A 14,102-nucleotide genomic window follows, 5' to 3' on the forward strand; every position below is an offset into this window, starting at 1 on the left:
CCTCTTAAATCTACAATTACAACTCAATCATCTCCAAGACAGGCTCTAAAGACATTCCTCCTGGATTCAACCCTGGCTTACCTTCTGGTATTTCTACACCCAATTTATCAAAATACTTTCCCCAGATGGGAAAGAGTTCTCCTGTATCAGGATCTTTGTAGGTCATTGGTTTGGGAGTAAAGAAATCCTCTCCCCCATTTGCCGCCTTAAAGGAAAAATGTATCAATTCGGAGCAATAGAAAGCATCATTTTCAAAATCAAAAACTGAATCATAGGGCTTTCCCAAATGCTTTTGTGCTTCTTCAATGGCTGCTGGAATCAAATGTCTATACTCCTGATTCAATCTACCTACCATCACTTTAGGATTTCCATTTGAGTCAACATGCTTATCCAAAAAACTTTGAAGTGGCGTTTTACTCACACCTTTACCAATGGCTTCCAAAACAACCCAATCTCCGGATTCCTTCATCAATAATCCATTATGTGAAAAATCCCTACCATCATACCCTTGGGTAACTTTCCTAATAGCGTCACAAAAATCACCACAATCTCCATCTTGAAAAAGGATGTCTCCTTCTTGAAATTGAAATTCTGTGGAACAGGAAAAGCTGATTATTACTAGGAAATATAGTACTAGAGAAAACTTTAATCTCATTTGAATAAATATTTAGAATTTGACAACCAAAGAGAAATAAAACAATGTATGAAGTACAAATAATGCTATCTGTTCACTTTTGCACTTCACTTAACATAATCTTAAAATTTTTCAATCTTTCAATTTAACTATCAGTTGAAAATAGTAGCATCGACCACGGCGGACGAGACTTATAAGGCACAAAGAATGCTATTTATCCACTCTCGTGCATCAGATAACTTTCCAACCTTGCAATCCTCCTTTCAAATCACCAAGAAGAAAAAGAAAAGAGCTACACCCAACACCAAAATCATCTTTTTTGATTTATCCTTGACTGTTTCTGTGATTTTTCTTTTGCGAAGCACCAGAACTGCAATGCTGAGTCCAAAAAACTGTAAGGCTATCCCGACACCATTCAATGGCCCCATGGGTGCTTCCAAAACTTGATAATATGTGTTTGCCAATGCTAAAAGACATAAAACGATCCCTGTAGCGCCAAATAAAAACGATCTTTGCAATAGCAAATCCTCGTCTTTTTCCATCCAATTCATATTTCTTTATTTAATAAATAATGCAACCAAAATGCTTTGGCTATAATTCAATTTGTCTCAAAACTTTTTAAAAGGCCAAAAGCTAGATTGTCAATATTCTGCTTATTGGCATTGAAAGCAGAGACATTTGAAAGTATAATAACGGCATGCTCTTTTTCTACATCCATCACAAGAGAGGATGAATAACCTCCTGTGCCGCCGTTATGCCAATACACTTCCTTTTGTGCGTCCAACTTCATCAAATGCCAACCCAATGCTAATTTCATTTGATCGCTTGCGGTAAATGTGGGGATTCGAGATCTTTTCAACTCTCTATTATTTGGATCAAATTGTGCAATCACAAAATTTGACATTTCATTAGTTGTGGAAAGAATCCCTCCTAAACCTGCCAATACATCAAACTCCCAATTTTGAGTTTCATTTCCAGATGCATCCAATCCTTTGACCATTTCTTCATCATCAAAATCATTGATAATAGTAGATTTTGTCATTTTATATTTATCAAATATTTTCTCCTCCAAAAGCTCTTGATATGTTTTTCCATATTTTTTGCCCAAAGCATAACCCAGCAAACCCATCCCCAAATTGGAGTAATCATATACACTTCCAGGGGCATGGCTAAGTCTTAACTCATTTTGTAAATATGCTTCTATTTCCTCTTCACCATAATTTCTATATGGGTTTTGTGGATTAAAACTGGAAGAATTTAAATTAGAAGGTAATCTTGGCAATCCAGAAGTGTGGTTTGCCAAGCTGCCAAAGGTGATTTCTATTGAATCCCTGAAGAAAAAAGGAAAAATAGGATTGATTGTATCATCAATTTCTACTTCACCCTTTTCCAATGCCTCTGCCAATAATGTCGCTGTAAAAACCTTCGTAATCGATCCTATTTCGAATATTTTATTTTCATTCACAATGTTTTTCACAGAGTCATTTTCAATCAACAACCCAAAGTATTGTACTTCCCCATTTTTTATCATAGCAATTGACAATTGGGAATTGTTAGGAAAATCTTTGGAGTTATTAAAAATTAAATCAATTTCTTTTTTTGGAAATCCAGATAATGAATTCACCACCGGATCTTCTTTGACAGCTTGCTTTTCTTGAAATGGCTGAACCAACAATCCATTGATCTCATTTTCTTCATTTAAAGAAATATTCAAAAGCAAAACACCTCTCTCAAAAGTGCTTATATAGGACGCATAAGAACCATTTTGAAATTGCAAAAACTCTGTTTCGTTTATATTTCCCATTTGAGATTTCAAACCAGACAGAAATTCTGCAGTTTTCCCTATTGGTAATGCCTCCTTCATTTCAACAGAAAACAACTGGAAAATATCTTCAAACTCTTCTGCATTAAAGTTTTCAACAAAAAGTGCTGATACTCGCCCATATCTTTCATTTTGAGCAAATAAATTACTAGATAACAATAAGACAAAGAGTAATACTACTGTAGTTTTCATTTTTTCACTTTTATCATCTATGAACACAGGCTATTTTCAACGAATCTTTAGCCATGTAAATCAAGTTATCTGGACTTTTTCCTTTTGGAAAAATACTTTTCAATCTCCGCAAGATTCAATGCATTGAAAGTCATATCGGCAGTCAAGCCACCTTTTCTCCCTACCAAAACACCATAACGCATATCCGCATATCCTTCCATAGCATGCGCATCAGGATTGACAGAAAGCATAACTCCCTGCTCCAATGCATATTGAATCCATCTCCAATCCAAGTCCAATCTCCAAGGATTTGCATTGATTTCAATGACTACACCGTTTGTCGCGCAGGCATCTATGATCACTTTATGATCAACAGGATAACCTTCCCTTCTCAGTAAAAGTCTGCCCGTAGGATGTCCAAGAATGGTTGTATGTGGATTTTCTATGGCTTTAAGCAATCTTGCTGTTGCTTTTTTTCGATCCATACTCAACCCTGAATGGATCGATGACACGATAAAATCAAAACTTGCCAATACATCTTCTGGATAATCCAAACTACCGTCAGTCAAAATATCACTTTCTATTCCCTTGAAGATTTTGAATGGAGCCAACTCTTGATTCAACTCATCGATTTCCCTTTGTTGCTTTTGTACTTTTTCGATATCCAATCCGCCAGCATAACTTGCAGTCCGGCTATGGTCAGAGATCCCCAAATACTCATATCCCAAGGACTTGCAATGCTCAGCCATTTGTCGCAAAGTATGCTTTCCATCACTGTATGTCGAATGATTGTGCAAGATCCCTTTTAAATCTTTTTCTTCCAGTAATGCCTTTTCTTCATCTTTTGCCCAGTCAAATTCGAAAAAACCTTCCCTCAATTCTTCTGGAATCCACCTAAAACCAGCTTTTTTATAAACTTCCTCTTCGGTCATAAAAGCTTCAGAATTCAGAATATCGATAAATGGCACATTCCCTTCCATTGGAAAAAGCAAATGTGCCTTGCTACCAGTTCTCAAGATTTTCTCTTTGATGAATTTTTCACTATCTGTGAAATGAATAATTATTTGCACTTCAGGATCAGTGTTCCTTCCTCTCCATTTGAATGGACTGCTTCGCTTATAATCTTGCTCAATGTTCATTATTGAACTTAGTGCTTTGATGACTGTATCCTTATCCTCTACTGCAAAAAGCCATTCTACCTCGGTAATGATTTCCATTTTCCTGGCAAATTCACCAACAATAGCCTTAGTCTTTACACCCTTCAAAACCTTAAACTCATTATCCAAAGCAAGCACAGCTTCCTCTATATCAGCAAAGAGCCATTTCCCCTGGTTGGATGCTTTAAACTCAAGCGCTTGGATAATACTTTCCTGTGTTTTCTCTCCAAAACCTTTGATTTTGGCCACTTGACCAGCTTGGCAAGCTTCCAAAAGTTCATGGGTAGATGTGATATTCATTTCTTCCCAAAGTACTTTCACTTTTTTTGGACCAAGGCCTTTCACTTCCAACACTTCCAAAATACCCTTCGGAGTCTTTGCCAGCAATTCTTCTAGATAGGCATGCGTTTCAGTTGTATCCAAATGAAAAATCACTTCTGCAATACTTTTTCCTATTCCGGGGATTTTTTGGAGCGCTTCAAAGCTTTTTCCCTCTATAAAAATATCCTCACCTCTTTCCAAGGTATTGACAGCTGTTTGGTAGCTGCGGATCTTGAATGTATTTTCGTCATGAAGCTCCATCAACTTAATGATGAGCTTGAGTTTTTTGATTATGCTTTTCTGATCCAATGTTTTGATGGGCTTAATTCACTATATAGACAAATGTCCTAATTAATTGTTTCAAAATAAAATCATAACGCTTAACTTAAGCAAATGATAGTAATAAAAACACTATACACTCCTTTTCCTAAGTCTCTATAGTTTGGCAACAATGATTGAATGCCAAGTCAAGTAAATTATCAGAAATAAGCCATGAAGCACTTACTTTCATTTTGTTTTTTCATCATTATCTACCCAAGTCTTTTTGGTCAAGTTCAGTTCACCAATAGGTTGGAATTCGAAGCTGAATTTGGTGCAAACAATTTCATGACTTCTTTTTACAAGGATGGGATAATTGGTTTCAGAACGACAAAAGAAAAAGCGTTTAGTTCGAAATTGAATTTCGAGATGTTCCAAGCTGATTTTGACCTGAACCGAGGCCCTCTAAAAAAGATCGCTGTTCGTGACAATCATGATATGGCTGGATTTGATCTGGATGACGGGGTCTTCTATGTCCTTTTTCAAAAACGTAACTCCACATCCGGTGAGGATAAATACATTGTGGAAATCAACCTCGAAAATGATCAATTAAAGGAATATAACCTTTCAAATGTATTAGACATGGAGCTCAAGGAGTTTTATGTAATGGAAGAGAAAGTGATTTTTATGGGAATCTCAGAGTCCTTACCTGTAGTCCAGCTTTTTGATCTTAAGACCAGCAATATTTTTACAGCCCAAGGAATTTACTCAAAAAACACAGAAATATTGCAATTGAGAAAAGATCACCAACTTGGGGTTTTGGATGTATTGATCAGTAAAAGAAACCAATATAAAGTAAAAGAAGTATCAGTACTGACTTTTGATATGGAGGGTAATAAACTTAGGGAGGTAAATATTGATCGATTAGATGATCCTAAACTCGAAATAATCGAAGGGATTTTGACTCCATTTCAAGAATACTCCCAATCCCTTGTCGGTACATTTGGAAAGCAAAGACAGGAAGCTTATCAGGGTATTTATTTAATTGATATCAATGAATTTGGCGAGTCTACAAAAAGATATTATACACTTGAAGATTTTCCAAATTTTTTCAATTACCTAACAGAAAAGCAGCAGGAGAAGAAAATCAAAGCTCTCGAAAAATCCTTAGAAAAAGGAAAAACCCCTGACATCAAACCGACATTTTCGACAAGAGAAGTAGTCACTTTGGGAAATGGGCACTTGATTTACAGCGACCTTTTCACAGCCAACAATCCAAGATACTATCCTAGAGATGGAGTCTATGCCAACAATATGTATCGAATGGGACAGTTCAGCCCAATGTACAACTCAATGATGTTCAATGACCCCTATTTTCTTAGAGGCATGCCTTATGGGCCGAGTATGAATAACTACAGGGAAGGTGAGTATAAATTCCACGCTGCTCACTTATTGCTTATCGATATGAACGGGAATATTATTTGGGACAACTCTCTAAAGCTTCCTGGAAGGACGACAAGCAACCCAGGGAAGTTTGGCGAAATCAGCTATGTAGATGAAAAATTACATTTCTTGTACATAGAGGATGACAAACTCTCTATGAGCTATCTATATGATGGCGAGTTGATTTTTGAAAATGAAACTTTTGAAATTGGTCTTATTAATGAAAATGAGAGGATTAAGGAAAATGACAAAAGCAGTCTCATGCTCTATTGGTGGTATGATAACTTCTATATTCTTTCAGGAAAACAAACTATAAGATTTCAAGATGAAGAGAAAAGGCAAAGTTCTCGTGATGTGTTTTTTATAACAAAAATAGCTGTAAATGGAGCATTGTTTGACCCCGAAAAAGAAGATTGACCTGAAAATATTTCAAAATAAAAAAAGCGTCTGACAAAATCAGACGCTTTTTCCCATAAACGAACTCTAAAATTTATTAACTCCCGCACATTTCGCATTCATCAGGATTATCCAATGAACATGCGATAGCATCTTGTTTTTGTTGAGCTACAGATGTATCTATTGATACTTGGTGATTTGGAGCATCAGTTTTCAATGCAGCTTTATCAACAGTGAATTGGATAGCGCTTGTGGCTGCTTGCGAACGCAAATAATACATACCTGTTTTCAAACCTTTTTTCCAAGCGTAAAAATGCATTGATGTCAATTTTCCAAAATTAGGATCTTGCAAGAACACATTCATACTCTGAGATTGACAGATATATGCCCCTCTTTCAGCCGCCATGTCAATGATTGTTTTCTGAGAAATCTCCCAAACTGTTTTATAAAGATCCTTGATGTTTTGTGGGACACCCGGAATATTCTGTACAGAACCATTGGCAGCAATTAGTCTGTTTTTCATATTGTCATTCCACATTCCTAGATTTATCAGATCTCTCATCAAATGCTTATTGACAACGATAAACTCTCCCGAAAGCGTTCTTCTTGTATAGATATTAGAAGTATATGGTTCAAAACACTCGTTGTTTCCAAGGATCTGAGAAGTAGAAGCTGTAGGCATAGGTGCAATCAAAAGTGAATTTCTCACACCATACTTTTTTACTTTCTCTTTCAATTCATCCCAAGCCCATCTTCCTGACTTTGGTGCTACACCCCAATGATCAAATTGGAATTGCCCTTTGGATACTGGCGAACCTTCGTAAGTTTCGTATGTACCTTCAACTTTGGCTAACTCCATGGATGTTTCCATCGCCGCAAAATACATCGTCTCTGCGATATCTTCATTGAGTCTTCTTGCTTCATCAGAATCAAAAGGCATTCTCAACAAGATAAATGCATCCGCCAAACCTTGAACTCCCAAACCAATCGGTCTATGTCTGAAATTAGACCTTTTAGCTTCCTCAACAGGGTAGTAATTCACATCAATTACTTTATTCAAGTTTCTTGTTGCTACTTTGGTGATTTCGTACAACTTTTGGTGATCAAAAGTCTTCACTCCATCTCTACCTTCTACTACGAATTTTGGCAAAGCGATAGACGCTAGATTACAAACAGCTACCTCATCAGGAGAAGTGTATTCTATAATCTCAGTACACAAATTTGAAGACTTGATAGTACCTAGATTTTGCTGATTTGATTTTTTGTTTGCAGAATCTTTATACAGCATGTAAGGAGTACCAGTCTCAATTTGAGACTCAAGAATTTCAAACCAAAGATCTTGGGCTTTGATAGTTTCTCTTGCTCGGCCTTCTCTTTCATACTTTTCGTATAATTTATCAAACTCCTCACTATGGCAATCTGCCAATCCCGGAGCTTCATTAGGACAGAACAAAGACCAAGATTCGTTTTGCTCTACCCTTCTCATGAACAAATCAGGAATCCACATTGCATAGAACAGATCTCTTGCACGCATTTCCTCTTTTCCATGATTCCTTTTCAGTTCCAAGAAATCCTTCACATCTGCATGCCAAGGCTCTAGGTAAATTGCAAAACTCCCTTTTCGTTTCCCTCCTCCTTGATCAACATATCTTGCTGTCATGTCAAAGTTTCTCAACATCGGAACAATACCGTTGGAGACACCATTTGTTCCTTTGATATAAGAGCCTTTAGCTCTTACATTATGGATTGAAAGGCCTATCCCACCTGCAGATTGTGAAATCTTGGCAGTCTGCTTTAGAGTATCATAAATTCCATCAATACTATCATCCTTCATTGTCAAGAGGAAGCAAGATGAGAGCTGCGGTTTTGGTGTACCTGCGTTGAAAAGTGTTGGAGTCGCATGTGTAAACCATTTTTGGGATAGCAGATTGTAAGTTTCAATAGCTGCATCAATGTCTTCTTTGTGGATACCAATAGAAACTCTCATCAACATATGTTGTGGTCTTTCTACTACTTTTCCATCTAACCTGATCAGATAACTTCTTTCCAAAGTTTTGAAACCAAAATAGTCGTATGCAAAATCCCTATCATAATCGATAGCTTCGTCAAGTTTTGCCGCATATTTTTTTACTATACCATATACATCAGAAGCAATCAATGCTGCATTTTCTTCTGTTTTTGGATTGATGTATGTATAAAGCCTTTTCATGGTATTTGAAAAAGACTGACTTGTAGTTTTGTGAAGGTTAGATACCGCGATCCTAGCAGCAAGAGTTGCATATTCAGGATGTCTAACTGTCAAAGAAGCACAAATCTCAGCAGCGAGGTTGTCAAGTTCTGTGGTTGTTACTCCATCATACAGACCATCAATGACTTTTTTGGCAACCTCTATTGGCTGTATGTATCTGCTATCTAATCCATAACAGAGGTTTTCTATCCTCGCTGTAATTTTATCGAATCGTACAGATTCTCTTCTTCCGTCTCTTTTTATTACTAACATAATGTTATTGTATTTGGGGTGTTAGAAAAGTGAAATTAAAAATCCTCTCCAATAGAGAATTTTGGAGATTCATTTATTTCGTTGGATTTCATGACTCCTGCTTTTTGGTAATCCCCAACTCTCTTCTCAAAGAAATTGGTTTTACCTTGAAGAGAAATCATATCCATGAAGTCGAATGGATTTGTACTGTTCCATACTTTTGCACAACCCAATTCAAGCAACAACCTATCAGCCACAAACTCTATATATTGACACATCAAGTCAGAGTTCATACCAATTAATCTTACCGGTAATGCATCTGTTACAAATTCTTTCTCAATCTCAACAGCGTCCTTTATAATCATTGTCACAGTTTCTTTTGGCAACTGATTTTTCACATGCTCTGTATATAGATGACAAGCAAAATCACAGTGAAGTCCCTCATCCCTAGAAATCAATTCATTGGAAAATGTAAGTCCTGGCATTAATCCTCTTTTCTTCAACCAGAAAATTGAGCAAAAAGAACCTGAAAAGAATATCCCTTCAACTGCAGCAAATGCTATCAATCGCTCCTGAAATGAGCCATTGTCAATCCATCTTAGAGCCCATTCAGCTTTTTTCTTAACACAATCAATGTGTTCTATAGCATTTAGTAGCTTGTCTCTCTCCTGATTATCTTTTATATAAGTATCAATCAATAAACTGTATGTCTCTGAATGGATATTTTCCATAGCAATCTGGAACCCATAAAAGAACTTTGCCTCTGTATACTGAACTTCTGAAACAAAATGCTCCGCAAGATTTTCATTTACAATGCCATCACTAGCAGCAAAAAATGCCAAAACATGAGAAATAAAATGCCTTTCGCCATCATTGAGATTTTTCCAATCATTCAAATCTTGACTCAAGTCTATCTCCTCTGCAGTCCAAAAACTTGCCTCTGCCTTTTTGTAATATTGCCAAATGTCATCATGTTGTATAGGAAATAAAACAAAACGATTTTTGTTTTCTTGGAGAATTGGTTCGTACTGTTGCATTATTATAAAGAGTTAAGTTTATGAAAGTCCTTAATAAAAAGACTTTAATAGGTATTTTACTTCGAAGACTAGGTTTTTTGAGGCAAGTAGTGATCAGATCCTCTCAACAAATATGACTAACAATTTTCAAAAATAAAACCCTCAATGTGTCTATTTACTTAGTTTTTTGACTTATGGTCATTTCATCTTATATATCTTATTTACTGTTATTTACACACATTAATTTAAATCTTTTGTTCTCCTAAATAGGCTATAAAGTGAACAGTCAAGATTTATAAAAAAAAATGAAAAAATTTTTTAGCCCGAAAATCACCATTTTTTTGACCTTCGGTCAATAATGCAAGAAGAATGAAATTTTCATACAACAGCAATAAAGAATCTAGTATACAATCATTTACATAAGATTAACCCAATTTAAGAAATATTGATATTTGTATAAAAGCATGGCACAAAACCACTTACAAAAAACCCCTCTTATACAGATTTGAAGACAGCAAAATCAGGCCACATTTCACATCAAACTTATTATTGGACTTCCTTTGAATACGGTTGAAACTACTTCAAAAAATGAATTGCTTTTAAACAGAAGAAACGGGAAACGTTAAATTTATGATGATATTTATAAACTTATTTTTTTGTATCAAAGGGAGTTGCTATATTTGCACCTCAATTTGATAAAAAGTATCCAACGAAAATCTATGTACGCAATAGTTAACATCGCAGGAAAGCAGTTCAAAGTAACAAAAGATCAGTACGTTTATGCACCTAAGTTGCAAGGCGAAGCTGGCGCTTCCGTGGAATTTGACCAGGTACTGTTGGCGGAAGACAACGGTTCAGTGTCAATTGGTGCTCCATTATTATCCGGAGCAAAGGTATCAGGTAAAATCCTTGATCATGTGAAAGGTGACAAAGTAATTGTCTTCAAAAAGAAAAGAAGAAAAGGTTACAAAAAGAAAAACGGTCACAGACAAGATTTCACTAAAGTATTGATTGAAAGTATTGTATTATAAGATATCCTATTAGGAATCATAAACATTAAATATCATGGCTCACAAGAAAGGTGTCGGTAGTTCCAGAAACGGTAGAGAATCACATAGCAAAAGACTAGGTGTAAAAAAATTCGGCGGTGAAGCTGTTATCGCTGGTAACATCATCGTAAGACAAAGAGGTACAAAACATCATCCAGGAGAAAATGTAGGTTTGGGTAAAGACCATACACTTTTCGCAACTGCTGATGGAAAAGTTGAATTCAAAAAGAAATTCGACGGTAGATCTTATGTACATGTAGTACCTGCTACAGCTTAAGATTTTATTCTTCAACAATATTCAAATAGGACTTTCAAACGAAAGTCCTATTTTTTTTTGCTCTAAATATTGATATCACCATCAATGTAATACCTTTTTGTTTTTTCAGGCAGGGAATACATATTGTTTCAGATTCCAATCCAAAAATTGCAGATTTCGAATTTTCAAATTTAAACTGATCATTTACACCTAGATCTTCAATGATAATAAGTCCTGTTCTACAAACATATTTTCATTGGGATTTTCTCATTTAAATACCCTTTATGAAACAAAAAAATTATATTCTATCAGTAATTCTGATTCTAACCATCGGAACCTTACAGGCTCAAAAGAAGCCGCTACAACTTGAAGACTATGGAAAATGGTCCAGAATCACCTCAACTACAGCTTCGGCTAATGGCAATTGGTTCGCTTACGGACTCAGGCCAAATGGTGGTGATGATACACTTCATGTTAAGGCTATTCAATCAGGAGAAATTAAAAAAATCCCATACGGATCTTCACCGTCATTTACTAAAAACAGCAATTTCATAGCTTACTTCACAAGTCCTAACAAAGTAGAGGCAGAAAAATTAAAGAAAGCCAAAAAACCTGTTACTCAAACAGCTCATGTTATGAACTTGAGTTCCGAAGAGCAATTTGAAGTAGAAAGAGCAAGTAGAATGGCTTTTTCAAATGATGGAAAATATTGGACAGTTTTGAAAAATAAACCTGAAAATGCCAAATCAGATGTTAGAGGTGCTGACCTCGTCCTATATGACCTAAGTAATAAAACCGTAACTACTTTAGGAAATGTGGTTGAATATTCTTTTAACAAAAAGAGCTCTCATCTAGCTTACATTGTAGATGCAGAAGATCAAATTGGTAATGGTGTGTTTTTGTTAGACTTGAAAAATATGTCTACTAAAAATCTAGATAGTGACAAAGCAATGTACCAAAGTCTCACATGGGATGACGCGCAATCAAAAAAATCTGAATGGGCAAGTAAAGGCAATCAATTGGCTGTCTTGAAAGGCAATAAAGTTGATACACTTTTGCAACAACCTAATTCTTTGTTGATTTTTTCAGAGCTGGATAACTCAATGAAAAAACAAGTTCTTACAGACTCAAGCACTGGGTTTCCTTCTGATTTCATAATCAGCGAGAAAGGCCGCTTGAGCTTTAGCCAAGATGGAAAAACAGTTAACCTAGCTATCAAAGAGCAAGAGGCTAAATTGAAGATGAGTAAAGATACAATTGCCAATGTAGATGTATGGCATTGGAAAGATGACAACATACAATCTGTACAGATCATAAGAGCAAACAGAGACAAGAACTTCACTTACAGTGCTTCCTATCACATCAAAGAAGATAAGTTTGTAAGGTTAGCTGATGAGTCAATTAAATATGTCAGTGAGTCCAAGCATCCTAAATACAGAATTGGAAGAGATGATAGCCCATACTTAAGTGATGTTAATTGGGGTATTTCTCCAGCAGATTTGTATAGAGTAGATATCTCTACTGGAGAAAAAAAGAAAATTGAAGATTTGGTTATCCGAACTTTGGGAGACTCTCCTGATGGGAAGTATTATTTATATCAAAAAGATACTGCATTGATTGTCTATGATGTAGATACTGATAAACGAATCAATATTTCTAAAAATGCCTCTGTAATCTTTATGGATATGGAGCACCCCTATCCACATGAAAATCCCCCTTTTGGATTAGCAGGATGGTCAAAAGATGGGAAAAGTGTAATAGTAAACCATAAATATGATCTATGGATGCTGGCTTTGGATGGAAGCAAAGCTGAGAATATAACCAAAATTGGAAATGATCAAGAAATTAGGTTTAGGCATGTTAGTTTGGATCCTGAAGAAGATTGGATAGATACCAAAAAACCATTGTTGCTAACTGCATATGGAGAATGGACCAAAAAAGAAGGGTTCTACTCATTATCAATAGGCTCTCAGCCTAAAGCGATTCTCTATGAAGATTATAGCTATGGAAGGCCTGTGAAGGCTGAAAGTGCCGATAAATTGTTTTTCACAAAACAGACTTTTGTTGATTTTCCAGATTATTATGTGTCAAATACAGATTTTTCCAACCAAAGAAAAATAACAGATGCCAATCCACAACAAAGCGAGTATGCTTGGGGTAAAAGAAAATTGGTGGATTTCACAGATGGAAGGGGAAATAAATTACAAGGGACTATGACACTTCCTGCCGATTATGAAGAAGGTAAAGCTTATCCAACCATTATCTATTTCTATGAAACCATGTCAGAGCGCCATCATCAGTACTCAATGCCTGTGTATGATGATAGACCTCATTTCTCCACGTATGCAAGCAATGGCTATGTGATATTCATGCCTGATATTGTATTCGAAGAAGGCAAGCCAGGGACAAGTTCTCTAGATGTAATAACATCTGCAGCCAAGGAATTGATCAAGTTAGGATATGCTGACAAGGATAATATAGGGCTTCAAGGTCATAGCTGGAGTGGCTATCAAACATCATTTATCTTGACCCAAACAGACATGTTTAAATGCATCGTAACAGGTGCTCCGCCTACAAACCTGGAGAGTTTCTATAACAACATCTATGGAAGTTCAGGAACTGTGCACCATGGCATCATGGAGATAGGCCAAGTACGAATGGGCTACGGAGTGACTCCTTGGACACATAGAGAGATATATCAAAGGGAAAATCCAATGCACCATATACCAAATATCAAAACGCCTTTCTTGATTCTCCATGGTACTGCTGATGGCGCTGTAGATTGGTCGCAAGGTCTAGAACTTTACAATGCGGCAAGAAGAATGGGCAAAGAAGTAATATTCCTATCTTATCCAAATGAAGGGCATCATTTGGCAAATGAGGCAAACCAGAAAGATTTCCAAAGAAGGATGAAGGAGTATTTTGATTACCACCTTATGGCCAAGCCTGCTCCAGAATGGATGGATAAAGGAATCCCTCAACTCAAAAAGCTCTATAACAAAGCAGATTAAGAAAAATTTAAAAAAGCCACTCAAATTGAGTGGCTTTTTTATGACTTTTGATCTCAAGTATCCGTACAATAGGGTATATTTTCAAAACA

General features: G+C 36.1%; 10 protein-coding genes. 4 read left to right on the top strand and 6 right to left on the bottom strand.

The window, feature by feature from the left end; genetic code table 11:
• Window positions 1-16: 16 nt before the first annotated feature.
• The 4 genes from MM213_RS19050 to MM213_RS19065 form a co-directional block, all read right to left on the bottom strand.
• Entirely contained in the window at window positions 17-655 is a 639-nt protein-coding gene (locus MM213_RS19050) for a YiiX/YebB-like N1pC/P60 family cysteine hydrolase (protein ID WP_241414484.1), read from the bottom strand.
• A gap of 242 nt (window positions 656-897) precedes the next feature.
• Window positions 898-1,185 carry a hypothetical protein gene (locus MM213_RS19055; RefSeq protein ID WP_241414485.1) on the bottom strand — a complete coding sequence of 96 codons (288 nt, stop codon included), beginning with the start codon at window positions 1,183-1,185 and terminating at the stop codon, window positions 898-900.
• A gap of 47 nt (window positions 1,186-1,232) precedes the next feature.
• A complete protein-coding gene (locus tag MM213_RS19060) occupies window positions 1,233-2,648 on the bottom strand; it encodes a serine hydrolase domain-containing protein (RefSeq protein ID WP_241414486.1) in 1,416 nt (471 codons plus the stop codon).
• Between the two features lie 65 nt (window positions 2,649-2,713).
• Window positions 2,714-4,366, bottom strand: coding sequence for a DNA polymerase/3'-5' exonuclease PolX (locus MM213_RS19065; protein ID WP_241414510.1), 1,653 nt, complete (start codon window positions 4,364-4,366; stop codon window positions 2,714-2,716).
• 231 nt (window positions 4,367-4,597) lie between these two features.
• On the opposite strand from MM213_RS19065, the gene MM213_RS19070 reads away from it, so the two are divergent.
• Window positions 4,598-6,223 carry a transcriptional regulator gene (locus MM213_RS19070; RefSeq protein WP_241414487.1) on the top strand — a complete coding sequence of 542 codons (1,626 nt, stop codon included), beginning with the start codon at window positions 4,598-4,600 and terminating at the stop codon, window positions 6,221-6,223.
• A gap of 76 nt (window positions 6,224-6,299) precedes the next feature.
• On the opposite strand, the gene MM213_RS19075 is transcribed toward MM213_RS19070, so the two are convergent.
• Both MM213_RS19075 and MM213_RS19080 read right to left on the bottom strand, forming a co-directional pair.
• Entirely contained in the window at window positions 6,300-8,702 is a 2,403-nt protein-coding gene (locus MM213_RS19075) for a ribonucleoside-diphosphate reductase subunit alpha (RefSeq protein ID WP_241414488.1), read from the bottom strand.
• Between the two features lie 35 nt (window positions 8,703-8,737).
• Window positions 8,738-9,718, bottom strand: a complete 981-nt coding sequence (locus MM213_RS19080) for a ribonucleoside-diphosphate reductase small subunit (RefSeq protein WP_241414489.1) — start codon at window positions 9,716-9,718, stop codon at window positions 8,738-8,740.
• A 698-nt stretch (window positions 9,719-10,416) separates the two neighbouring features.
• On the opposite strand from MM213_RS19080, the gene rplU reads away from it, so the two are divergent.
• From rplU to MM213_RS19095, 3 genes are all read left to right on the top strand, one after another.
• A complete protein-coding gene (gene rplU / locus MM213_RS19085; RefSeq protein ID WP_241276080.1) occupies window positions 10,417-10,728 on the top strand; it encodes a 50S ribosomal protein L21 in 312 nt (103 codons plus the stop codon).
• Window positions 10,729-10,762: 34 nt separating this feature from the next.
• Window positions 10,763-11,023: a 50S ribosomal protein L27 gene (gene rpmA, locus MM213_RS19090; RefSeq protein ID WP_241276079.1), complete on the top strand. Its 261-nt coding sequence runs from the start codon at window positions 10,763-10,765 to the stop codon at window positions 11,021-11,023.
• Between the two features lie 263 nt (window positions 11,024-11,286).
• Entirely contained in the window at window positions 11,287-14,013 is a 2,727-nt protein-coding gene (locus MM213_RS19095) for a S9 family peptidase (protein ID WP_241414490.1), read from the top strand.
• The last annotated feature ends 89 nt before the right edge of the window (window positions 14,014-14,102 follow it).

Source organism: Belliella alkalica (assembly GCF_022549785.1).
GTDB classification, from domain to species: Bacteria; Bacteroidota; Bacteroidia; order Cytophagales; family Cyclobacteriaceae; genus Belliella; species Belliella alkalica.

What these genes read in the sequence shown, in the direction of transcription:
- MM213_RS19050 (WP_241414484.1), bottom strand. Translation starts at nt 655, where the DNA reads ATGAGATTAAAGTTTTCTCTAGTACTATATTTCCTAGTAATAATCAGC.
- MM213_RS19055 (WP_241414485.1), bottom strand. Translation starts at nt 1,185, where the DNA reads ATGAATTGGATGGAAAAAGACGAGGATTTGCTATTGCAAAGATCGTTT.
- MM213_RS19060 (WP_241414486.1), bottom strand. Translation starts at nt 2,648, where the DNA reads ATGAAAACTACAGTAGTATTACTCTTTGTCTTATTGTTATCTAGTAAT.
- MM213_RS19065 (WP_241414510.1), bottom strand. Translation starts at nt 4,366, where the DNA reads ATGGAGCTTCATGACGAAAATACATTCAAGATCCGCAGCTACCAAACA.
- MM213_RS19070 (WP_241414487.1), top strand. Translation starts at nt 4,598, where the DNA reads ATGAAGCACTTACTTTCATTTTGTTTTTTCATCATTATCTACCCAAGT.
- MM213_RS19075 (WP_241414488.1), bottom strand. Translation starts at nt 8,702, where the DNA reads ATGTTAGTAATAAAAAGAGACGGAAGAAGAGAATCTGTACGATTCGAT.
- MM213_RS19080 (WP_241414489.1), bottom strand. Translation starts at nt 9,718, where the DNA reads ATGCAACAGTACGAACCAATTCTCCAAGAAAACAAAAATCGTTTTGTT.
- rplU (WP_241276080.1), top strand. Translation starts at nt 10,417, where the DNA reads ATGTACGCAATAGTTAACATCGCAGGAAAGCAGTTCAAAGTAACAAAA.
- rpmA (WP_241276079.1), top strand. Translation starts at nt 10,763, where the DNA reads ATGGCTCACAAGAAAGGTGTCGGTAGTTCCAGAAACGGTAGAGAATCA.
- MM213_RS19095 (WP_241414490.1), top strand. Translation starts at nt 11,287, where the DNA reads ATGAAACAAAAAAATTATATTCTATCAGTAATTCTGATTCTAACCATC.